This window comes from Enterobacter sp. 5-4, assembly GCF_000612205.1.
Classification (GTDB): Bacteria; Pseudomonadota; Gammaproteobacteria; order Enterobacterales; family Enterobacteriaceae; genus Enterobacter; species Enterobacter roggenkampii.
The window spans coordinates 364,004-385,428 of record NZ_JFHW01000010.1; the positions used below are offsets into that span (position 1 = coordinate 364,004).

Here is a 21,425-nt window from a genome sequence, read left to right on the forward strand (position 1 = left end):
AGATTATACGATGATCAAACAAAGGACACTTAAACGTATCGTTCAGGCGACGGGTGTCGGTTTACATACCGGCAAGAAAGTCACGCTGACGTTACGCCCTGCGCCGGCCAATACCGGGGTCATCTATCGTCGCACCGACTTGAATCCACCGGTAGATTTTCCGGCCGATGCCAAATCTGTGCGTGATACTATGCTCTGTACTTGTCTGGTGAACGAGCATGACGTGCGGATTTCTACCGTAGAGCACCTGAACGCCGCCCTGGCGGGGCTGGGTATCGACAACATTATTGTTGAAGTCGATGCGCCAGAAATCCCGATTATGGATGGCAGTGCTGCACCGTTCGTCTATCTGCTGCTGGATGCTGGCATCGAAGAACTGAACTGCGCGAAGAAATTTGTTCGCATCAAAGAGACCGTTCGCGTCGAAGATGGCGACAAGTGGGCCGAATTTAAACCGTACAATGGTTTCTCGTTGGACTTTACCATCGACTTTAACCATCCGGCGATTGATTCCAGCACCCAGCGCTATGCGATGAACTTCTCTGCCGATGCGTTTATGCGCCAGATCAGCCGAGCCCGTACGTTTGGCTTCATGCGTGATATCGAATATCTGCAGTCCCGCGGCCTGTGCCTGGGCGGCAGCTTCGATTGTGCCATCGTTGTTGACGATTATCGCGTACTGAACGAAGACGGCCTGCGTTTCGAAGATGAATTCGTTCGTCACAAAATGCTGGACGCTATCGGCGACCTGTTCATGTGTGGTCACAACATCATTGGTGCATTTACCGCGTTCAAATCCGGTCATGCGCTGAACAACAAACTGTTGCAGGCCGTCCTGGCAAAACAGGAAGCCTGGGAATATGTGACCTTCGAAGACGAAGCAGAACTGCCGTTGGCTTTCAAAGCGCCAAGCATGGTTCTGGCGTAACGGTTCACGCCGTTTCGTAAAAAATCGACTGGTTAACCTGGTACTCTCTCCGGCCAGGAAGACCAGTCGTTTTTATTTTTACCCTTCTTTGTTTGCCCCAGCGTTATTTCTAGTCTGTCTTGCGCAGAAAGTGTGTGCGTTAGCTGCATTCTTGACCGTTTTTCCCCGCGGCGGCGCCTCATTCCTGCTGATGTGTATTGGCTTTAGTGGTAATATCTGGGCGCTTAAAAAAATAACTGAAGATAGCCTGTAGCAGGCTGGCTTATGTGGTGGAGCAAGTGAGCGGAATACTGACGCGCTGGCGACAATTTGGCAGACGTTACTTCTGGCCGCATCTCTTATTAGGGATGGTCGCGGCGAGTTTCGGCTTGCCTGCGCTCAGCAACAGTGCCGAAGCGGCGACGCCGACGAAGACCTCTACCAGCAAACACGATCTCAATACGCGGGTTAACTTTACAAATCTCGCCTGGCTCGAAGCCAGTCGCCGCCCGAATTTCTCCGTTGATTACTGGCACCAGCACGCTATCCGCACGGTTATCCGCCATCTCTCCTTCGCGATGGCGCCGCAGGCAATGCCTGTTGCGGAAGAGGCGCTGCCGGTGCAGGCGCAGCATCTTGCCCTGCTGGACACGCTCAACGCACTGCTCACGCAGGACAGCCAGCCGCCGGTTATGGTTCGCCAGACGGCGCAACGCGCGCTCGTTCCTCCTGTTTCATTCTCTGTTTCAACCTGGATTAGCCAGGTTCACGGCATTCGCGCCGGGCCTCAACGCCTCAGCTAAATTAACTTTTTCAATACCTTAATTTATCTGCCCATGATGGGGCGTTTGAGAATTTATTATGCTAATCAAATTATTAACTAAAGTTTTTGGTAGTCGTAACGATCGTACCCTGCGCCGTATGCGCAAAGCTGTTGCCGTCATCAACGGTATGGAACCGGCGATGGAGAAGCTCTCTGATGATGAGCTGAAAGCGAAAACGGCGGAATTTCGTGCGCGTCTGGAAAAAGGTGAAACCTTAGAAAGCCTGATCCCGGAAGCATTTGCTGTCGTACGTGAAGCAAGTAAGCGCGTGTTCGGCATGCGTCACTTCGACGTTCAGCTGCTGGGCGGGATGGTGCTTAACGAACGCTGCATCGCGGAAATGCGTACCGGTGAAGGTAAAACCCTGACCGCAACGCTGCCGGCTTACCTGAATGCGTTGACCGGTAAAGGCGTTCACGTCGTTACCGTCAACGACTATCTGGCGCAGCGTGACGCCGAAAACAACCGTCCACTGTTCGAATTCCTCGGTATGACCGTCGGCATCAACATGTCCGGACTGCCCGCACCAGCCAAGCGCGAAGCGTATAACGCGGACATCACCTACGGCACCAACAACGAATACGGCTTCGACTACCTGCGTGACAACATGGCGTTCAGCCCTGAAGAGCGCGTCCAGCGTAAGCTGCACTACGCGCTGGTGGATGAGGTGGACTCCATCCTGATTGATGAAGCGCGTACTCCGCTTATCATCTCCGGCCCGGCTGAAGACAGCTCCGAGATGTACCGTAAAGTCGACAAAATCATTCCACACCTGCTGCGCCAGGAGAAAGAAGACTCGGATACCTTCCAGGGTGAAGGTCACTTCTCCGTGGATGAAAAAGCGCGCCAGGTGAACCTGACCGAGCGTGGTCTGGTGAAAATCGAAGAGCTGCTGGTGGCTGAAGGCATTATGGAAGAGGGCGAGTCTCTGTACTCTCCGAGCAACATCATGCTGATGCACCACGTGACCGCCGCGCTGCGTGCCCACGCGCTGTTCACCCGCGACGTCGACTACATCGTAAAAGACGGCGAAGTGATCATTGTCGATGAGCACACCGGTCGTACCATGCAGGGACGTCGCTGGTCAGACGGTCTGCACCAGGCTGTAGAAGCCAAAGAAGGCGTGGATATTCAAAACGAAAACCAGACGCTGGCGTCTATCACCTTCCAGAACTACTTCCGTCTGTACGAGAAGCTGGCGGGCATGACCGGTACAGCCGATACCGAAGCGTTTGAATTCAGCTCTATCTACAAGCTGGATACCGTGGTCGTTCCAACCAACCGTCCGATGATCCGTAAGGATATGCCGGACCTGGTGTACATGACCGAAGCGGAAAAAATTCAGGCGATCATCGAAGACATTCGCGAGCGTACTGCTAAAGGCCAGCCGGTTCTGGTGGGGACCATCTCCATTGAAAAATCCGAAGTGGTTTCTCACGAGCTGACGAAAGCGGGCATCAAGCACAACGTACTGAACGCCAAATTCCACGCCAAAGAAGCGGATATTGTTGCGCAGGCAGGTTATCCGGCAGCGGTAACCATCGCCACCAACATGGCGGGTCGTGGTACCGATATTATGCTGGGCGGAAGCTGGCAGGCCGAGGTGGCTGAGCTGGAAAACCCAACGCCTGAACAGATTGCTCAGATTAAGGCCGACTGGCAGGTGCGTCACGACGCAGTGCTGGCATCCGGCGGTCTGCACATTATCGGTACCGAGCGTCACGAATCGCGTCGTATCGATAACCAGCTGCGTGGTCGTGCAGGTCGTCAGGGTGATGCCGGTTCTTCCCGCTTCTACCTGTCGATGGAAGATGCGCTGATGCGTATTTTCGCCTCCGACCGCGTGTCCGGCATGATGCGTAAGCTGGGCATGAAGCCGGGTGAAGCCATTGAGCACCCGTGGGTTACCAAAGCGATCGCGAACGCACAGCGTAAAGTGGAAAGCCGCAACTTCGATATTCGTAAGCAGCTGCTGGAATACGATGACGTGGCTAACGACCAGCGTCGTGCGATCTACACCCAGCGTAACGAACTGCTGGACGTGTCCGACGTGAGCGAAACCATCAACAGCATTCGCGAAGATGTGTTTAAAGCCACGATTGATGCGCACATTCCGCCGCAGTCTCTGGAAGAGATGTGGGACATCGAAGGCCTGCAGGAACGCCTGAAAAACGACTTCGACCTCGACCTGCCAATCAAAGAGTGGCTGGATAAAGAGCCTGAGCTGCACGAAGAGACCCTGCGCGAGCGTATCTACGAAACCGCGCTGGACGTCTACAAGCGCAAGGAAGAAGTGGTTGGCGCTGAAATGATGCGTCACTTCGAAAAAGGCGTGATGCTGCAGACGCTGGACTCCCTGTGGAAAGAGCACCTGGCGGCGATGGACTACCTGCGTCAGGGTATCCACCTGCGTGGCTATGCGCAGAAAGATCCGAAGCAGGAATACAAGCGTGAGTCCTTCTCCATGTTTGCCTCTATGCTTGAGTCGCTGAAGTATGAAGTCATCAGCACCCTGAGCAAGGTTCAGGTGCGTATGCCGGAAGAGGTGGAAGCGATGGAACAGCAGCGTCGTGAAGAAGCCGAGCGTCTGGCGCAAATGCAACAGCTGAGCCATCAGACCGACGACAGCGAAGCCGCAGCGGCGATCGCCGCGCAAACCGGCGATCGTAAAGTGGGTCGTAACGATCCATGCCCTTGCGGTTCTGGTAAAAAGTACAAGGCGTGCCACGGCCGTCTGAGCTAAGTTCATAAAAAAACAAAAAGGCGCAGAAATCTGCGCCTTTTTTATGGAAGTGACAATATGAAAATACTGCAAATTGCCGTCGGGATTATTCGCAACCCGCAAAACCAAATCTTTATCACCCAGCGTGCTGCCGACGCCCATATGGCGAACAAATGGGAGTTTCCTGGCGGAAAAATTGAGGCCGGTGAAACCCCGGAAGCGGCGCTGGTTCGCGAGCTTCAGGAAGAAGTTGGGATCACCCCGCTTGGCGCAACGCTGTTTGATAAGCTTGAGTACCAGTTCCCGGACAGACACATCACGCTGTGGTTCTGGCTGGTGGAAAACTGGGAAGGTGAACCCTGGGGGAAAGAGGGGCAGCCGGGTAACTGGGTGGAGCTTCAGGCAAGTGATGCCGAAAAATTCCCGCCAGCTAATGAGCCTGTGATCCTGCGGTTAGTCGAACAACCGAAGGCCTGCTAAGCGACGCGCCAGCAGGCTTTACGGATTACTGCTGGCTTTCACTCCAGTCATCGCTGTCCGAAAGATCGCCTTTACTCGGAATGCGTTTCTCTTCCGCCGCCCATTCGCCCAGGTCAATAAGCTGGCAGCGTTTGCAGCAGAATGGGCGGAATGGACTCACTTCGCCCCAGACAACGGTTTTGCCACAGGTCGGGCAGTTTACGGTGGTGACATCAGACATCGGCACTCCTTAACAACAGGCCAGTTCAAAATCGAGGCGTTCCGGCACGGTGCCATTTTCGCTGTCCAGCGGCATAAAGCGAATCGCAAAGCGGCTCTTATGCCCGGAAATTTGCGGATAAAGCTGTTCGCCAAGCGATAAATTCAGGCGCAGAAGATCGGCATCATCACCGTTGTCCTGGTAGAAACCGTTCAGGCTGGTTTGCTTGCGGAACGGCGCTGAGTTACGGATCAGATCGAGGATCAGCGACAGCGTCTGGTGCATCGGCTCCAGGCTTGCCAGCCAGCTGTTCACCTGCGCGTCACGCTGCGCTTGTGGCATATGGAGCCACATATGCAGCGTCGGCAGGTCGAAGCTGCAGCAACCGCCAGGGATGCTCAGGCGCTGGCGCACCAGGCCAATCAGGCGGTCCTCACGCAAAAACTGCCCGACGCGCGGTGCGGCCATCAGGATGCTGCTGCTGGTTTTAAGCTGCTGACGAAGGGAATCGATACGGCTTACGTCCACCCCCGGAACCTCAGCCCATGCCTGCAATTTACGCTGCTGGCGCTCCAGCTCTTTAAGCAATTCTGTGCGGACATCGCCGCGTTCAATCACATCCAGCAGATCGCCTACATTGCGGAAGAAGTGCAACGCCGTAGCGTGATCGTTAACCGGCAGATGTTGTGAAAGCTGCTGAATGAGGAATTCGATGCGCAGCCAGGTACGCATTTTTTCGTTGAGCGGATGCTCAAAAAGGATGTGAGTCGACATTATGGTTTTTCCTGTGCAACGGCCTGCCCGGCTAACGTCAGATACTGCGCGTGCAGACGGGCAACATCCGATGCAATAGCATCTGGTGCGCCGTTATTATCAATAACATCATCCGCCACGGCAAGGCGCTGAGCGCGCGTGGCCTGAGCGGCGAGAATATGTTCAGCATGCTCGCGCGAGACATGGTCTCGCATCATGGTTCTCTGGATTTGCGTCTCGGGTGCGACATCAATCACCAGTACCCGATCGGCTTTCTGATGCAGCTGATTTTCCACCAGCAGCGGAACCACCCACAAGACATAGGGCGAGCGGGCTTCGGCTATCTGACGCTGTGTTTCCTGGTGGATAATGGGATGGAGCAGGGCATTAAGCCAGGCTTTTTCCGCTGAATCGGAAAAAATGCATTCGCGAAGCTGACGGCGATTTAGCGTGCCATCGGCATTGATGATTGCCTGGCCAAAATGTTCTGCGATGGCCTTAAGCGCGGGTGTATTGGGCTCTACCACCTGGCGGGCAATAATATCGGCATCGATAATCGTGATACCCAAACGAGAAAACGCGTCTGCAACGGTACTTTTGCCACTACCGATGCCACCGGTTAATGCAACGATATACCCCATTAAATCAAATCCTGGGAATTATTCATTATTAAAATCAGTTGATTAAAACTCTCAGGTGCGCCAGCAACTGTTTAGCCCTGTTTACCGGCTTTTTACCAGGTAAATTTATAGGATTGTAGCGTAAAAAAAGAGAATTTCGCAGTCTTGCGGAGCAGGTATTAGTGCGTATGATAGCGTCACTGGAGTTGTGCTTTTAACATATTTGCCTCTAACCCCAGGAATCCGCACATGCGTATCGAAGAAGATCTGAAGTTAGGTTTCAAAGACGTTCTTATCCGCCCTAAACGCTCTACACTGAAAAGTCGCTCAGACGTTGAACTCGAACGTCAATTCACCTTTAAGCATTCCGGTCAGACCTGGTCTGGCGTGCCGATCATCGCTGCCAACATGGATACTGTGGGAACCTTTGAGATGGCAACCGCGCTGGCACAGTTCGACATCCTCACCGCCGTGCACAAACATTACAGCCCTGAAGAGTGGGATGCGTTTGTGGCGTCCGCCTCTGCTGATGTGGTGAAGCACGTGATGGTCTCCACCGGTACCTCCGATGCGGATTTCGAGAAGACCAAACAGATCCTGAATGCTAACCCGGCGCTGAACTTCGTTTGTATTGATGTGGCGAACGGTTACTCCGAGCACTTCGTACAGTTCGTCAGCAAGGCGCGTGAGGCCTGGCCGACGAAAACCATCATCGCGGGCAACGTGGTGACCGGTGAAATGTGTGAAGAGCTGATCCTCTCCGGTGCCGATATCGTGAAAGTGGGCATCGGTCCGGGCTCCGTATGCACCACGCGCGTCAAAACCGGCGTCGGTTATCCGCAGCTCTCTGCCGTCATTGAATGTGCCGATGCGGCGCACGGGCTGGGCGGCCAGATCATCAGCGACGGTGGTTGCACCATGCCGGGTGATGTCGCAAAGGCCTTCGGCGGCGGCGCGGACTTCGTGATGCTCGGCGGCATGCTGGCAGGTCACGAAGAGAGCGGCGGTACCGTCGTTGAAGAGAACGGCGAGAAATTTATGCTGTTTTACGGTATGAGCTCTGAGTCTGCGATGACCCGTCACGTCGGCGGCGTGGCGAAATACCGTGCGGCAGAAGGTAAAACCGTCAAGCTGCCTCTGCGCGGTCCGGTTGAAAACACCGCACGCGATATCCTCGGCGGCCTGCGCTCTGCCTGCACCTACGTTGGCGCCTCCCGCCTGAAAGAGCTGACAAAGCGTACGACGTTTATTCGCGTTCAGGAACAAGAAAACCGCGTATTCAACAGCCTGTAATGGCTATCGCTGGCGCATGCCCGTGCGCCAGCCCTGTTGTACTATCCCGCGCTCATCGCATCTCCCAGGTGGAATATCGGCAGGTACATTGCCACCACCAGCGTACCAATAATGACCCCCGTCACTATCAGAAGCACTGGCTCCAGAAGCGCCGCCAGATTCTCTGCACGTTGAAAGGTCTGTTCCGTATGATGGCGGGCAAGGTTTGCCAGCATGATATCCAGCGCACCTGACATTTCACCGGTTCGTAAAAGCTGAACACAGAGCGGGGTAAAGATTGCCGCTCTTTGAAAGGATGACCAGACGGGAAGGCCTTTTTCAATGTCCTCCCGCACGCCGCGCAGCATTCCCTGCCAGTACTGACTTTCAACGGTCTCCTCGGCACTCTCCAGGCCCTGTAAAAAGGGGATACCCGCCTGTTGCGTGAGTGACAGCACGGTAAAGATGTGTCCCAGCTTTTGACCTTTTGCCAGTGCGCCCATCACGGGCGTATGCAGCAGGATGCACTGCCAGCGAGGGTTCTGCCGCAGAGCCCAGGCGACGGCTAAAGGGGCCAATAGCAGGAGGAACAACGCAAGGGCATATGACTGCATAAAGGCGGCCATCCCCATAACCATCTGTGTCAGCACGGGAAGCGGGGTATTAAACGTTTTGTAGATCGCGGCAAACTCGGGCAGGACCAGAGTAACCATCGCCAGCACGACGAGCACAGCCAGCGTCAGGACGATCGCCGGGTAGCGCAGCGCCTTTTTCACTTTTGCACTGAGCTGCTGCTGCGCTTTTTGTTGCTGCGCGAGCTGACGACAGCAAACCTCCAGCTTCCCCGTCAGCTCTCCGGTTTTCACCATCGAGACATGCAGCGGGCTAAAAACGGCTGGCCACTTTTTTAGCGACTCAGAAAACGGGCATCCTTCACTGAGCTCATCGGCAATGCTTTGCAGCAGCGCCTGCCACGGTTTTAACGGATGTTGCTCTGCCAGCATTTGCAGGCTGTGGGACAGCGTCAGCCCAGCCTGCAGCAGCGAGGCGAGCTGATGAAACATCTCGTCGCAGTGGTGTGGCCGCCAGCGCTGTCGCTGCGCGCATCGGGTCAGCGTCAGAGGATGGAGGTCGTTACGCATCAGCCGGGTGAAGGCCGCATTGCGGTCTGTGGCCCAGAGTGTCCCGCTTCGGGGTTCTCCATCTTTGGTGAGCGCACGCCAGCGCCAGAGCTGATTAGCCGCCATTGGGCATTCCCAGGACGCGCAGCAACTCTTCAATCGTGGTTAGCCCTTGTTCGACGGCCCTGCAGCCGTGTTCAAAAAGAGAAACCATCCCCGCCTGCCGGGCGCTCGCCTCTATGACGTCAGTTCCCGCCCCGCTGGCAATGGCCTGCCGGAGGGCATTGTCGATGGCGAGTACTTCAAAAATGGCCACGCGGCCATAAAAGCCGTGATAACAGCGATCGCAGCCGGTGGGCTGCCAGCGTGGAAGCGGCCTGGGCCATACTGAGCGAGGTAGTTGAGCCTGATCGCGGGTTTCCCGGCGACAATGTGGGCACAAACGCCGGACCAGTCGCTGGGCAATCACCATCGTCAGCGCGGAAGAAATCATCCAGCGCGCGACGCCCATCTGCTCCAGGCGAATGAGCGTTTCCGTCGTCGAGTTGGTGTGCAGGGTCGACAGCACCAGATGCCCGGTCTGGGCAGCATTAATGGCAATCCCGGCCGTTTCTCCGTCACGGATTTCGCCGACCATAATGATGTCGGGATCCTGACGTAGCAGTGCGCGCAGCACGTTCTGGAAGGTTAAACCCGCCCGGGGATTAATCTGCGTCTGGTTTAATCCGGCAAGGGGGATCTCAATAGGATCTTCCACGCTGCAGATGTTGACGTCAGGGGTGTTACGCGACTGCAAAGCGCTGTACAGCGTCACGGTTTTGCCGCTGCCGGTAGGGCCGGTGACCAGAATCAGCCCCTGCGGCTGGTGGAGAACCGCATTAAAACAGGCCAACTGTTCAGCATTCATGCCAAGCGCTTTCGGCTCAAGGGCCTGCGGAACCTGATGCAGGAGGCGCAGCACAATTTTTTCGCCGCCGCTGCAGGGAAGCGTCGCGATCCGAAACGAGACCGGCTCATTGGCCAGTTCAATCGTAAACTGGCCGTCCTGAGGCAGCCGGCGTTCTGCAATATCCAGGTTACCCAGCACTTTTAAACGTGCGCTTAACAGGTTAGCCAGTTCAGCGGCAAGCGGAGGCTGCGGACAAAGTACGCCGTCGATACGTAAACGAATCTGGCACGCGTGCTCCATCGGTTCGATATGAATATCAGAGGCGCGCTGGTTGATTGCCTGCTGCAGCGTGTGGTTAAGGACATCTACCGTAGAGTGTGTTTGCGAAACGCCGGGCAGATGCGATTGAGACGTCAGCTGCCGGTGTTTTTCCATGCGCTCCGCGCTCCAGCACTCAATATCAATCCGTTTCTGGGTCGCGAAACGCAGCGCCTCCATGAGTTCGGCCGCGGGCTTTCCCACGACGGCAATGTTGATCCTCTCACTGTCGCTGGATAACAGCAGTGCGTGATGGCGAAGACAAAGCGCCACGAGTTGATCGGTATTCATTCTCCGCTCCTCAGTTATTGCTGAAGCGGAAAACGTCTTCGCAGGCCTGCTTCAGAGCGCTATCAGCACTGATGTTGCAGACGCGCGTCCAGCCCGTCATACCGTTACCATCGCTCCACTGCGGCGTCATGACCACTTCCAGCCCGTTAAGACTTTCCTGTCCTGTTAAGGTCACGATCCCTTTCGCTACGCTCATTCCGGAAACGTAGCGTGTCGTGGTGGGGGAAGGGATGCCGTTGCTGTTGGCATCGCAGCTCTCCACACCACCGTGATCCAGCGCGCAAAGTTCAATGGCGGTGCGGTAGGGAACGAAGGTTTGCAGCATATCGGTCAGCGCCGCTTTGCGCAGGTAGTTCTGATAGGCAGGTATGCCGATGGCGCTCAGAATCGCAATAATGCCGATGACCACCATCAGCTCAATAAGAGTGAATCCGTGTTGTCTGTTCATATCTGCTCCTTACGTTAAGTGGCGCTACTCTGTCAGCGCAAAAGGGCAGAAACGAGGGGCAAAAAAGGGAACGGGAAAGCGCGTTCAGAGAATTAATGCGGTGTTGCAGGAAAGAACAGCGGATTTGCGAGCGGGGCTGAAATTCCCCTCTCCAGGCGGAGAGGGGAGGAATCACTATTTAAAACGCATCGAGAGGTCGAGGGCGCGAACGTGCTTGGTCAGCGCGCCGACGGAGATGTAATCCACGCCGGTTTCGGCGAATTCACGGATCGTTTCGAAGGTGACGTTTCCGGAGACTTCGAGCTGGGCCCGGCCATTGGTCAGTTTTACCGCCTCACGCATCTGCTCGGTTTCGAAGTTATCGAGCATGATGATATCGGCCCCGGCCTTAATCGCCTGCTCCAGCTCGTCCAGGTTTTCTACTTCTACTTCAACCGGCACATCCGGATGCAGCCAGAAGGCCTTCTCCACCGCCTGACGTACGGAACCCGATGCAATAATGTGGTTCTCTTTAATCAGGAAAGCGTCGGACAGGCCCAGACGATGGTTTGCGCCGCCGCCGCAGAGCACCGCGTACTTCAGCGCCGTGCGCAGGCCAGGCAGCGTTTTGCGGGTATCCAGCAGCTGGGTTCGGGTGCCGGCCAGCAGGTCAACGTAACGACGCACTTCGCTGGCGACGCCAGAGAGCGTTTGTACAAAATTAAGCGCGGTACGTTCGCCGGTCAGCAAGACGCGGGAAGGGCCGTCCAGCTCGAACAGCGGCTGGTTTGGCGTGACGCTATCGCCGTCCTCCACGTGCCATGTGACCTGCACATCATCGCCCGCCAGCTGGGTAAAGACCTCTTCAACCCAGCGCTTGCCGCAAAACACACCTTCTTCGCGGGTGATAATGACCGCGTGGGAGCGCGTCTCTTTCGGCAACAATTGTGCGGTAATATCTTTATCGGCATTGACGTCACCGCCCAGATCTTCTTTCAAAGCATGGGCAACGCTTGCCGGAATATCCATATTAATACGTTCCAGAAGCGCTTCACGTCGGTGGTCGGGGTTGTAGCGGCGAGGCGGCATGATAAAACTCCAAATTGGTAACGAATCAAAATATTGAAACATGCTACTCTGAACCGAGTAACAGCACCATACATAAGGAGTTCCAGCATGTTGTTAGAAAACGGATGGCTGGTGGATGCGCGGCATGTGCCTTCGCCGCACCACGACTGCCGCCCGGAGGATGAAAAGCCCACACTGCTGGTGGTTCATAATATTAGTCTCCCGCCGGGGGAATTCGGCGGCCCGTGGATCGATGCGTTATTCACGGGAACGATAGATCCCGATGCCCATCCTTTCTTTGCTGAGATTGCGCATCTGCGCGTGTCGGCTCATTGCCTGATTCGTCGCGATGGTGAAGTGGTTCAGTATGTTCCCTTTGATAAGCGCGCCTGGCATGCCGGGGTGTCGATGTATCACGGGCGCGAACGGTGCAACGATTTTTCTATCGGGATAGAACTGGAAGGCACGGATACCACGCCCTACACCGATTCACAGTATCAACAGCTAGCGGCTGTGACCCGCACGCTTATCGGACTTTACCCGGCCATCGCCGACAATATTACCGGGCACAGCGATATCGCTCCGGCGAGAAAAACCGATCCCGGCCCGGCATTTGACTGGCCGCGGTTCCGCGCCATGCTCACCGCGTCGTCAGAATAAGGAGATACCATGACGTTGTTTACCATGCTGCTGGTTATCATCGCTGAACGCCTGTTCAAGCTCGGTGAGCACTGGCATCTGGATCACCGGCTGGAGGTGTTATTCCGCCGTATCAAGCACTTTTCCATGCTGCGCACGCTGCTGATGATGGCGGGTGCGATGGTGATTACGTTCCTGCTGCTGCGCGCGCTGTATGGACTCTTTTTCAACGTGCCGCTGCTGGTGGTGTGGATCCTGCTCGGCGTGCTGTGCATTGGTGCGGGCAAGGTGCGTTTGCACTATCACGCGTACCTGAAAGCTGCCTCCCGTGACGATGCCCATGCGCGCAATGCCATGGCGAGCGAGCTGACGATGATCCACGGCGTGCCGCCGGACTGCGACGAACGCGAGTTCCTGCGCGAACTGCAGAACGCGCTGCTGTGGATTAACTTCCGTTACTACTTGGCGCCGCTGTTCTGGTTTGTGGTGGGCGGTCCATGGGGACCGGTCTTGCTGATGGGGTATGCGTTCCTGCGCGCCTGGCAGACCTGGCTTGCCCGCTATCTGACGCCGCACGAGCGTTTGCTGTCCGGCATTGATGCCATCCTGCACGTGGTTGACTGGCTTCCGGTGCGTCTGGTGGGCGTGGTGTACGCGTTAATTGGCCACGGTGAAAAAGCGCTGCCCGCGTGGTTCGCCTCGCTTGCCGACCGCCATACGTCGCAGTATCAGGTGTTAACGCGTCTGGCGCAGTTCTCGCTGGCGCGCGAGCCGCATACCGACAAGATTGAAACGCCGAAAGCCGCTGTCTCCATGGCGAAGAAAACGTCGTTTGTGGTCGTGGTTATCGTGGCGCTGCTGACGATCTACGGCACGCTGGTGTAAGCCAGCGCGGCGTAACGATTAAAGCGTGTCCGCAGGCGGGATGCCGAAATCAGGCATCCCGTTTTCGTCCCAGCGGACGCGCTTCAGGCGGGTATGGCGGTTTGGATCGTACAGCGGATCGCCCTCAATTTCGGTGTAGTTCCGCGCGTGATACACCAGCACATCTTCCCCTTCCGGCGTTTGCGTAAAGCTGTTGTGTCCCGGGCCGTACTGGCGATTTTCGTAGCTGGTGGCGAATACGGGGCGCGGGGATTTGTGCCAGTTCAATGGGTTTTGCGGATCGGCATTCAGGTCTATCCACAGCAGCCCCATGCAGTAGTTCTCATCGGTGGCGCTGGCGGAATAGCTGATAAACAGTTTGTTGCCATGGAACAGCACCGCCGGGCCTTCGTTGACCCAGAACCCGCGACACTCCCAGTCATACTCCGGCTTGCTGAGCATCACCGGCTCGTCTTTCAGCGTCCACGGGTTCGCCATTTCACACAGATAAAGGTTGGAGTTCCCGGAGATGTCCGGCGCTTTTTGCGCCCACAGATACCAGCGTTTTCCCTGATGCACAAAGGTGGTAGCGTCCAGGGCGAAGGTGTCGAACGGGGTTTCGATCTGGCCTTTTTCTACCCACCTGCCGGTGAGTGGATCGTCGTCGGTACATTCAATGGCAAACATGCGGTGCTGGAACATCCCGAGCGCGTCGAGCGCCTGGGTGTGCGTCGCGGCAAAATAGATGTACCACTTTCCGTCAATGTGGTGCAGTTCCGGCGCCCATATCAGCTGGCTCATTGGGCCGGCGTCGGGTTTACGCCAGACCACCACCTCTGCGGCATGACGTAAGCCTTCCAGCGAGTCTGCACGGCGGATCGCCAGCCTGTCGTACTGCGGCACGGAGGCGATAAAGTAATATTGCCCATCGTGGCGCAGGATATACGGGTCGGCGCGTTGTTCAATAAACGGGTTTGGCCAGGTTTGCATTCGGCTTTCCTTATTTAGTCTCAGCGGCTTTCAGTTCCTGATAATCGTTCAGCTCGTGGTAGTTGTTGCGGCGTTTTTCCAGATCGAGCTGGATCTGCTTCATGGTTTCACGATCCACCTTCAGCAGGCGCACCACGCCCGCGGTAATCAAATAACCCACCCCCGGGATAACGGTAAACAGCAGCACAATCCCGTTGATGGCGTCCGCGCTTTGCGCTTTCGCGCCCGCATCGTAGCCGTACCAGGAGAGCAGAAAACCAACCATCGCCCCGGCAATCGCCAGCCCCAGCTTCAGGAAGAAGATGTTGCCCGAGAAGCTGATGCCGGTGATGCGCTTCCCGGTTTTCCACTCGCCGTAGTCATCCACGTCGGCCATCAGCGACCAGTGCAGCGGAGACGGGATCTGGTGCAGGATGTTCAGCAGGAGGTAGAGCACCACGATGGTGACGGTCGCTTTCGGGTCGAAGAAATAAAAGGCGCAGGAGAAAATCGCCAGCACGATGTTGGTCCAGAAGAAGACCTTCAGCTTGCACCAGCGGTCGGTCAGCACTTTTGCCAGCACGCTGCCGAGCATCATGCCGACAACGCCCAGGCTGATAAACAGCGTGGCGAAGTGGGTGCTCTGGCCCATCACCCAGGTGACGTAATACATGGTGGCCGCCATGCGGATAAAGCCCGGGCAGACGTTGCAGAGCGTCAGGAGCAGAATGCGCACCCACTGGTCGTTCTTCCACACGTCTTTCAGATCGTTTTTCAGCTCGTCGTTGGTCTGCACCGCCGGGCGCACGCGCTCGCGCACGGTGGCGAAGCAGAACAGGAACATACAGGTGCCAATTAGCGCCAGCACGGTCATGGCCATCTGGTAGCCTTTGGCTTTGTTGTCCCCGCCAAACCAGTCTGCCATCGGCAGCAGCGTTAATGAGAGCAGCAGCGTGGCGATGCCGACCAGCACGAAGCGATACGACTGGCAGGCGACGCGCTCTTTAGGATCGTTAGTGATCACCCCGCCCAGCGAGCAGTAGGGGATGTTGATGGCGGTGTAGGTGAGCGACAGCAGGAAGTAGGTGACAAAGGCATAGATAACTTTGCTGTTATAGCTCCACTCTGGCGTGGTGAACATCAGGATGCTGAACAGCGCGTAGGGGAACGCAATCCACAGTAGCCATGGACGAAACCGGCCATATTTACTGCGGGTGCGGTCGGCAATCGCGCCCATGATCGGGTCCGTTACGGCGTCAATCACGCGGACAGACAGCAGCAGCACGCCGACCAGCGCAGGGGCCAGACCAAAAATATCCGTATAAAAATAGTTAACAAACAGCATGATGGCGCCAAAGATAATGTTGCATCCGGCGTCGCCCATCCCATAGCCGATCTTTTCTTTTACTGACAGTGTGTTGTTATCCATCGACAGCTCTCCGGTTTACGGTATGGAGAGAATTATTCGCTGGCGAAGGGATATATGCGTTGCAGTATCAGGGCGGTGATATGGATAAATGCGCTGTGGGCGTGAAAGTGTGAAGGAGGTAACAACGCGCGGCACCCGCAAAAGCAGGCACCGCGGCGGGAGGCTTAGTGCGCCTTCATGGCATTACGGCTTTTCTGACTGAAGAGATAGCCAACGCCGAGTACTGCAATCCAGACCGGGATCAGGTAGACGGAAATCGCCATACCTGGGGTGATCAGCATGATCACCAGCACGGCCGCCATGAACAGCAGGCAGATCCAGTTACCCAGCGGATAGAGCAGGGCAGGGAAGCGCGTGGTGACGCCCTGCTGCTGCTTCGCGCGGCGGAACTTCATGTGCGCCAGGCTGATCATCGCCCAGTTGATGACCAGCGCAGAGACCACCAGGGCCATCAGCAGGCCAAACGCCGATTCCGGTGCCATGTAGTTAATGAGCACGCACAGGGCGGTCACGATGGCGGAAACAATGATGGTATTCACCGGCACGCCGCGTTTATCAACGTTAAGCAGCATCTTCGGCGCATTACCCTGCTGGGCCAGGCCGAACAGCATGCGGCTGTTGCAGTATACGCAGCTGTTGTAAACGGAGAGCGCTGCGGTCAGCACCACGATGTTCAGCGCGTTGGCGACAAAGGTATCGCCCAGCTCGTGGAAGATCAGCACAAACGGGCTGGTGTCAGCAGTCACGCGCGTCCACGGCAGCAGGGAGAGCAGCACCGCCAGTGAGCCCACATAGAAGATCAGGATGCGGTAGATAACCTGATTTGTGGCTTTCGGGATGCTCTGCTCCGGGTTGTCGGCTTCAGCAGCGGTGATGCCCACCAGCTCCAGGCCGCCGAAGGAGAACATAATGATCGCCATCATCATCACCAGGCCGGTCATGCCGTGAGGCAGGAAGCCACCCTGTTCCCAGAGGTTGCGCACCGTGGCCTGCGGGCCGCCGTTGCCGCTGAACAGCAGCCAGCCGCCGAAGATAATCATCGCCACCACGGCAATGACCTTGATGATGGCAAACCAGAACTCCATCTCCCCGAACACTTTAACGTTGGTCAGGTTAATGGCGTTGATAATGACGAAGAAGGCTGCAGCAGAAGCCCAGGTTGGGATTTCGGGATACCAGAACTGAATGTATTTCCCGACGGCGGTCAGTTCGGCCATGGCAACCAGAACGTACAGCACCCAGTAGTTCCAGCCCGAGGCGAAACCGGCAAAGCTGCCCCAGTACTTATAGGCAAAGTGGCTGAAAGAGCCTGCGACCGGCTCTTCCACGACCATTTCGCCCAGCTGGCGCATGATCAGAAAAGCAATGAAACCCGCAATCGCGTAACCCAAAATAATGCCCGGACCGGCAGACTGGATAACGGATGCGCTGCCCAGAAACAGGCCGGTACCAATCGCACCGCCCAGTGCGATGAGCTGAATATGGCGGTTTTTAAGCCCGCGCTTTAGCTGATCGCCGTGCTGTTGAGCTTCCATTTGAAACCTCGTGTGTGGTTGTTATGTTCACGCTGAGCGTGTGTAATTATGAAAATCCATATTCTGTATTTATTTCTTTACGGTTAACGAGACCGAAAAAAACGGAGATGACTTCCGTAAGCGCCAGAATAGTGGTAAGTGCCTGCGAATGCACCTGCTTTATGAAGGGGTGATGACGACTTGAATAAAAAGAAAGCATTTGTAAATCGGCCCGCTCGTTGTTCCTCACCCAACCTATAGAATAGAAATGCGCCTTAAGTGGGCGAATTTTCATTATTTGCCTTGTTGAATCGCTTCAGATTGCAAAAACCCTCGTTTCATTATGGTTACAACTCCCTCTTTGGGGGTAATCAACTCATTTGTGCAAAGTTACATTTCTGAAACGTTATTTCTGTAAGGTTGTTAAAATGTGCAGGGTTTACTGATTTCAATCAAAACCAATATGGACAGAAGGTGAATACTTTGTTACTTTAGCGATACGAAATAGAAATTGGTAAGACCAATTGACTCCGGGCAAAAAGGCGTAAGACAGGGAATATGGCCTACAGCAAAATTCGCCAACCAAAACTATCTGATGTGATTGAGCAGCAGCTGGAGTTTTTAATCCTCGAAGGGACTCTGCGCCCGGGTGAGAAACTTCCGCCAGAACGCGAACTGGCAAAACAGTTCGACGTTTCACGTCCCTCTCTGCGTGAGGCGATTCAACGTCTCGAAGCAAAGGGCTTGCTGCTTCGTCGCCAGGGCGGCGGAACCTTTGTGCAAAACAGCCTGTGGCAGAGCTTCAGCGATCCGCTGGTAGAACTTCTCTCTGACCACCCAGAATCCCAGTTTGACCTGCTTGAGACCCGTCACGCGCTGGAAGGTATTGCGGCCTATTACGCCGCCCTTCGCAGCACTGATGAAGATCGCGTGCGTATCCGCGAGCTGCATCAGGCCATTGAACGGGCACAGCAGTCCGGCGATTTAGACGCCGAGTCCAGCGCCGTCGTCCAGTATCAAATTGCCGTCACCGAAGCGGCCCACAACGTGGTGCTCCTCCATCTGCTACGCTGCATGGAGCCGATGCTGGCCCAGAACGTTCGTCAAAATTTTGAATTGTTGTATGCCCGTCGGGACATGCTCCCACTGGTAAGCAACCATCGCACCCGAGTATTCGAGGCGATAATGGCCGGGGAACCGGAGCAGGCGCGCGAAGCGTCGCACCGCCATCTGGCTTTCATTGAGGAAATCTTGCTGGACCGCAGCCGTGAACAATCGCGTCGCGAACGTTCATTACGCCGCATACAGCAACGAAAGGATTAAGCGCCAGGTACTTTTAGAGCGCGGCAACTAAACGCAGAACCTGTCTTATTGTGTTCTTGCCCAAGAGCACAATGGGACAGGTTCCAGACAAATCAACGTATTAGATAGATAAGGAATACCCCCATGTCAGAACGTCTCCAAAATGACGTGGATCCGATCGAAACTCGCGACTGGCTACAGGCGATCGAATCGGTCATCCGTGAAGAAGGTGTTGAGCGCGCTCAGTATCTGATTGATCAGCTGCTTTCTGAAGCCCGCAAAGGCGGCGTGAAGGTTGCTTCAGGTGCAGGGGCTAGCAACTACGTAAACACGATTGCCGTTGAAGACGAACCGGAATACCCGGGCAATCTGGATCTGGAACGTCGTATCCGTTCTGCAATCCGCTGGAACGCCATCATGACCGTTCTGCGCGCATCCAAGAAAGACCTGGAACTGGGTGGCCACATGGCGTCCTTCCAGTCTTCTGCGACCGTTTACGAAGTGTGCTTCAACCACTTCTTCCGTGCAGCGAACGAGAAAGACGGCGGCGATCTGGTGTACTTCCAGGGCCACATCTCTCCGGGCATCTATGCACGTGCATTCCTGGAAGGTCGTCTGACTGAAGAGCAGATGAACAACTTCCGTCAGGAAGTTCACGGTAAAGGTCTGTCTTCTTACCCGCACCCTAAACTGATGCCTGAATTCTGGCAGTTCCCAACCGTATCAATGGGTCTGGGCCCAATCGGTGCGATCTACCAGGCGAAATTCCTGAAGTATCTGGAACACCGTGGTCTGAAAGACACCTCTGAGCAGACCGTATACGCCTTCCTGGGCGACGGCGAAATGGATGAGCCAGAATCTAAAGGCGCGATCACCATCGCGACCCGTGAGAAGCTGGACAACCTGTGCTTCATCATCAACTGTAACCTGCAGCGTCTGGATGGTCCGGTAACCGGTAACGGCAAGATCATCAACGAACTGGAAGGCATCTTCGCAGGTGCTGGCTGGAACGTGATCAAAGTCATGTGGGGTTCCCGTTGGGACGAACTGCTGCGTAAAGACACCAGCGGTAAACTGATCCAGCTGATGAACGAAACCGTTGACGGTGACTACCAGACCTTCAAATCCAAAGACGGTGCCTACGTGCGTGAGCACTTCTTCGGCAAATATCCAGAAACCGCAGCCCTGGTTGCAGACTGGACTGATGAGCAGATCTGGGCCCTGAACCGCGGTGGTCACGATCCGAAGAAAATCTACGCTGCACTGAAAAAAGCGCGTGAAACCAAAGGTAAAGCGACTGTAATCCTGGCCCACACCATCAAAGGTTACGGCATGGGTGATACCGCAGAAGGTAAAAACATCGCTCACCAGGTTAAGAAAATGAACATGGACGGCGTGCGCTATATCCGCGACCGTTTCAACGTTCCAGTGACCGATGAGCAGGTCGAAAACCTGTCTTACATCACCTTCCCGGAAGGCTCCGAAGAGCACAAGTACCTGCACGAACGTCGTCAGGCGCTGAAAGGCTACCTGCCAGCTCGTCAGCCTAACTTCACCGAGAAGCTGGAACTGCCAGCGCTGGAAGACTTCTCTCAGCTGCTGGAAGAGCAGAACAAAGAGATCTCTACCACTATCGCTTTCGTTCGTGCCCTGAACGTGATGCTGAAGAACAAGTCGATCAAAGATCGCCTGGTGCCAATCATCGCCGACGAAGCGCGTACTTTCGGTATGGAAGGTCTGTTCCGTCAGATCGGTATCTACAGCCCGAACGGCCAGCAGTACACCCCGCAGGACCGTGAGCAGGTTGCATACTACAAAGAAGACGAGAAAGGTCAGATCCTGCAGGAAGGTATCAACGAGCTGGGCGCAGGCGCATCCTGGCTGGCTGCTGCGACCTCTTACAGCACCAACAACCTGCCGATGATCCCGTTCTACATTTACTACTCCATGTTCGGGTTCCAGCGTATCGGTGACCTGTGCTGGCAGGCAGGCGACCAGCAGGCTCGCGGCTTCCTGATCGGTGGTACTTCCGGTCGTACGACCCTGAACGGTGAAGGTCTGCAGCACGAAGATGGTCACAGCCACATTCAGTCTCTGACTATCCCTAACTGTATCTCTTACGATCCGTCTTACGCGTACGAAGTGGCAGTCATCATGCATGACGGTCTGCAGCGCATGTACGGTGAAGCGCAAGAGAACATTTACTACTACATCACCACCCTGAACGAAAACTACCACATGCCGGCAATGCCAGCAGGTGCCGAGGAAGGTATCCGTAAAGGTATCTACAAACTCGAAACCATCGAAGGTAGCAAAGGTAAAGTTCAGCTGCTGGGCTCCGGTTCTATCCTGCGTCACGTTCGTGAAGCAGCGCAGATCCTGGCGAAAGACTACGGTGTCGGTTCCGACGTGTACTCTGTGACCTCCTTCACTGAACTGGCGCGTGATGGCCAGGATTGTGAGCGCTGGAACATGCTGCACCCACTGGAAACCCCACGCGTACCGTACATCGCTCAGGTGATGAACGACGCGCCAGCGGTGGCGTCTACTGACTATATGAAACTGTTCGCTGAGCAGGTTCGTACTTACGTTCCAGCTGATGATTATCGCGTTCTGGGTACTGACGGCTTCGGTCGTTCTGACAGCCGCGAAAACCTGCGTCACCACTTCGAAGTTGATGCTTCTTACGTGGTTGTAGCAGCACTGGGCGAACTGGCTAAACGTGGCGAAATCGATAAGAAAGTGGTTGCAGACGCAATTACCAAATTCAACATCGATGCAGAAAAAGTTAACCCGCGTCTGGCGTAAGAGGTAAAA

General features: G+C 55.5%; 20 protein-coding genes. 9 read left to right on the plus strand and 11 right to left on the minus strand.

The features are described from left to right. Window positions 1-10: 10 nt before the first annotated feature. From lpxC to mutT, 4 genes are all read left to right on the plus strand, one after another. Window positions 11-928, plus strand: a complete 918-nt coding sequence (gene lpxC / locus AA74_RS0107875; protein ID WP_008501977.1) for a UDP-3-O-acyl-N-acetylglucosamine deacetylase — start codon at window positions 11-13, stop codon at window positions 926-928. A gap of 278 nt (window positions 929-1,206) precedes the next feature. Then, window positions 1,207-1,710 carry a secA translation cis-regulator SecM gene (gene secM / locus AA74_RS0107880; RefSeq protein WP_074165536.1) on the plus strand — a complete coding sequence of 168 codons (504 nt, stop codon included), beginning with the start codon at window positions 1,207-1,209 and terminating at the stop codon, window positions 1,708-1,710. Window positions 1,711-1,768: 58 nt separating this feature from the next. Further along, window positions 1,769-4,474, plus strand: a complete 2,706-nt coding sequence (secA, locus tag AA74_RS0107885) for a preprotein translocase subunit SecA (RefSeq protein ID WP_021240521.1) — start codon at window positions 1,769-1,771, stop codon at window positions 4,472-4,474. Window positions 4,475-4,531: 57 nt separating this feature from the next. Next, window positions 4,532-4,933 (plus strand): 8-oxo-dGTP diphosphatase MutT, encoded by a 402-nt coding sequence (mutT, locus tag AA74_RS0107890; RefSeq protein WP_021240520.1) that lies wholly within the window; start codon window positions 4,532-4,534, stop codon window positions 4,931-4,933. A 25-nt stretch (window positions 4,934-4,958) separates the two neighbouring features. On the opposite strand, the gene yacG is transcribed toward mutT, so the two are convergent. Genes yacG through coaE form a run of 3 tightly spaced genes read right to left on the minus strand, consistent with a single transcriptional unit; the run spans window position 4,959 to window position 6,526 of the window. Continuing rightward, window positions 4,959-5,153 (minus strand): DNA gyrase inhibitor YacG, encoded by a 195-nt coding sequence (gene yacG, locus AA74_RS0107895; protein ID WP_021240519.1) that lies wholly within the window; start codon window positions 5,151-5,153, stop codon window positions 4,959-4,961. Between the two features lie 9 nt (window positions 5,154-5,162). Beyond that, a complete protein-coding gene (gene zapD, locus AA74_RS0107900; RefSeq protein WP_008501972.1) occupies window positions 5,163-5,906 on the minus strand; it encodes a cell division protein ZapD in 744 nt (247 codons plus the stop codon). After that, complete coding sequence (gene coaE, locus AA74_RS0107905) at window positions 5,906-6,526, minus strand: dephospho-CoA kinase (protein WP_008501971.1); 621 nt, start codon at window positions 6,524-6,526, stop codon at window positions 5,906-5,908. Before coaE ends, zapD begins: the two co-directional genes overlap by 1 nt. 228 nt (window positions 6,527-6,754) lie before the next feature. On the opposite strand from coaE, the gene AA74_RS0107910 reads away from it, so the two are divergent. Then, window positions 6,755-7,798 (plus strand): GMP reductase, encoded by a 1,044-nt coding sequence (locus AA74_RS0107910; RefSeq protein ID WP_025912174.1) that lies wholly within the window; start codon window positions 6,755-6,757, stop codon window positions 7,796-7,798. Window positions 7,799-7,839: 41 nt separating this feature from the next. Here AA74_RS0107910 and hofC read toward each other — a convergent pair whose 3' ends face one another. From hofC to nadC, 4 genes are all read right to left on the minus strand, one after another. Next, window positions 7,840-9,024 (minus strand): protein transport protein HofC, encoded by a 1,185-nt coding sequence (gene hofC, locus AA74_RS0107915; protein WP_025912175.1) that lies wholly within the window; start codon window positions 9,022-9,024, stop codon window positions 7,840-7,842. Beyond that, window positions 9,014-10,396: a type II secretion system protein GspE gene (gene gspE / locus AA74_RS0107920; RefSeq protein WP_025912176.1), complete on the minus strand. Its 1,383-nt coding sequence runs from the start codon at window positions 10,394-10,396 to the stop codon at window positions 9,014-9,016. The genes hofC and gspE overlap by 11 nt, the downstream gene beginning before the upstream one ends. Before the next feature lie 10 nt (window positions 10,397-10,406). Further along, window positions 10,407-10,844, minus strand: a complete 438-nt coding sequence (ppdD, locus tag AA74_RS0107925) for a prepilin peptidase-dependent pilin (protein WP_023293279.1) — start codon at window positions 10,842-10,844, stop codon at window positions 10,407-10,409. A gap of 174 nt (window positions 10,845-11,018) precedes the next feature. After that, on the minus strand, window positions 11,019-11,912 hold the full coding sequence (gene nadC, locus AA74_RS0107930; RefSeq protein WP_021240514.1) for a carboxylating nicotinate-nucleotide diphosphorylase: 894 nt from the start codon (window positions 11,910-11,912) through the stop codon (window positions 11,019-11,021). A gap of 87 nt (window positions 11,913-11,999) precedes the next feature. On the opposite strand from nadC, the gene ampD reads away from it, so the two are divergent. Further along, window positions 12,000-12,551, plus strand: a complete 552-nt coding sequence (ampD, locus tag AA74_RS0107935; RefSeq protein ID WP_008501965.1) for a 1,6-anhydro-N-acetylmuramyl-L-alanine amidase AmpD — start codon at window positions 12,000-12,002, stop codon at window positions 12,549-12,551. A 9-nt stretch (window positions 12,552-12,560) separates the two neighbouring features. Further along, window positions 12,561-13,415: a beta-lactamase regulator AmpE gene (gene ampE, locus AA74_RS0107940; protein ID WP_025912177.1), complete on the plus strand. Its 855-nt coding sequence runs from the start codon at window positions 12,561-12,563 to the stop codon at window positions 13,413-13,415. An 18-nt stretch (window positions 13,416-13,433) separates the two neighbouring features. Here ampE and AA74_RS0107945 read toward each other — a convergent pair whose 3' ends face one another. The 4 genes from AA74_RS0107945 to AA74_RS01000000122065 all read right to left on the minus strand — a co-directional run bounded on the left by AA74_RS0107945 (window position 13,434) and on the right by AA74_RS01000000122065 (window position 17,601). Next, the gene (locus tag AA74_RS0107945) at window positions 13,434-14,384 is read right to left on the minus strand and encodes a family 43 glycosylhydrolase (protein ID WP_025912178.1); all 951 of its coding nucleotides are present in this window, start codon (window positions 14,382-14,384) and stop codon (window positions 13,434-13,436) included. 10 nt (window positions 14,385-14,394) lie between these two features. Continuing rightward, complete coding sequence (locus tag AA74_RS0107950) at window positions 14,395-15,792, minus strand: glycoside-pentoside-hexuronide (GPH):cation symporter (RefSeq protein WP_025912179.1); 1,398 nt, start codon at window positions 15,790-15,792, stop codon at window positions 14,395-14,397. 164 nt (window positions 15,793-15,956) lie between these two features. Further along, a complete protein-coding gene (aroP, locus tag AA74_RS0107955) occupies window positions 15,957-17,327 on the minus strand; it encodes an aromatic amino acid transporter AroP (RefSeq protein WP_008501961.1) in 1,371 nt (456 codons plus the stop codon). Window positions 17,328-17,373: 46 nt separating this feature from the next. After that, the gene (locus AA74_RS01000000122065) at window positions 17,374-17,601 is read right to left on the minus strand and encodes a hypothetical protein (protein WP_084635599.1); all 228 of its coding nucleotides are present in this window, start codon (window positions 17,599-17,601) and stop codon (window positions 17,374-17,376) included. Window positions 17,602-17,864: 263 nt separating this feature from the next. Here AA74_RS01000000122065 and pdhR point away from each other — a divergent pair, with 263 nt between their 5' ends. Next, on the plus strand, window positions 17,865-18,629 hold the full coding sequence (gene pdhR, locus AA74_RS0107965) for a pyruvate dehydrogenase complex transcriptional repressor PdhR (RefSeq protein WP_008501960.1): 765 nt from the start codon (window positions 17,865-17,867) through the stop codon (window positions 18,627-18,629). A 123-nt stretch (window positions 18,630-18,752) separates the two neighbouring features. Continuing rightward, entirely contained in the window at window positions 18,753-21,416 is a 2,664-nt protein-coding gene (aceE, locus tag AA74_RS0107970) for a pyruvate dehydrogenase (acetyl-transferring), homodimeric type (protein ID WP_008501959.1), read from the plus strand. Window positions 21,417-21,425: the final 9 nt, after the last annotated feature.

Excerpts from the sequence above, each read along its gene's own strand:
- lpxC (WP_008501977.1), top strand. The coding sequence starts at position 11 with ATGATCAAACAAAGGACACTTAAACGTATCGTTCAGGCGACGGGTGTC.
- secA (WP_021240521.1), top strand. The coding sequence starts at position 1,769 with ATGCTAATCAAATTATTAACTAAAGTTTTTGGTAGTCGTAACGATCGT.
- mutT (WP_021240520.1), top strand. The coding sequence starts at position 4,532 with ATGAAAATACTGCAAATTGCCGTCGGGATTATTCGCAACCCGCAAAAC.
- yacG (WP_021240519.1), bottom strand. The coding sequence starts at position 5,153 with ATGTCTGATGTCACCACCGTAAACTGCCCGACCTGTGGCAAAACCGTT.
- zapD (WP_008501972.1), bottom strand. The coding sequence starts at position 5,906 with ATGTCGACTCACATCCTTTTTGAGCATCCGCTCAACGAAAAAATGCGT.
- coaE (WP_008501971.1), bottom strand. The coding sequence starts at position 6,526 with ATGGGGTATATCGTTGCATTAACCGGTGGCATCGGTAGTGGCAAAAGT.
- AA74_RS0107910 (WP_025912174.1), top strand. The coding sequence starts at position 6,755 with ATGCGTATCGAAGAAGATCTGAAGTTAGGTTTCAAAGACGTTCTTATC.
- hofC (WP_025912175.1), bottom strand. The coding sequence starts at position 9,024 with ATGGCGGCTAATCAGCTCTGGCGCTGGCGTGCGCTCACCAAAGATGGA.
- gspE (WP_025912176.1), bottom strand. The coding sequence starts at position 10,396 with ATGAATACCGATCAACTCGTGGCGCTTTGTCTTCGCCATCACGCACTG.
- ppdD (WP_023293279.1), bottom strand. The coding sequence starts at position 10,844 with ATGAACAGACAACACGGATTCACTCTTATTGAGCTGATGGTGGTCATC.
- nadC (WP_021240514.1), bottom strand. The coding sequence starts at position 11,912 with ATGCCGCCTCGCCGCTACAACCCCGACCACCGACGTGAAGCGCTTCTG.
- ampD (WP_008501965.1), top strand. The coding sequence starts at position 12,000 with ATGTTGTTAGAAAACGGATGGCTGGTGGATGCGCGGCATGTGCCTTCG.
- ampE (WP_025912177.1), top strand. The coding sequence starts at position 12,561 with ATGACGTTGTTTACCATGCTGCTGGTTATCATCGCTGAACGCCTGTTC.
- AA74_RS0107945 (WP_025912178.1), bottom strand. The coding sequence starts at position 14,384 with ATGCAAACCTGGCCAAACCCGTTTATTGAACAACGCGCCGACCCGTAT.
- AA74_RS0107950 (WP_025912179.1), bottom strand. The coding sequence starts at position 15,792 with ATGGATAACAACACACTGTCAGTAAAAGAAAAGATCGGCTATGGGATG.
- aroP (WP_008501961.1), bottom strand. The coding sequence starts at position 17,327 with ATGGAAGCTCAACAGCACGGCGATCAGCTAAAGCGCGGGCTTAAAAAC.
- AA74_RS01000000122065 (WP_084635599.1), bottom strand. The coding sequence starts at position 17,601 with ATGAAAATTCGCCCACTTAAGGCGCATTTCTATTCTATAGGTTGGGTG.
- pdhR (WP_008501960.1), top strand. The coding sequence starts at position 17,865 with ATGGCCTACAGCAAAATTCGCCAACCAAAACTATCTGATGTGATTGAG.
- aceE (WP_008501959.1), top strand. The coding sequence starts at position 18,753 with ATGTCAGAACGTCTCCAAAATGACGTGGATCCGATCGAAACTCGCGAC.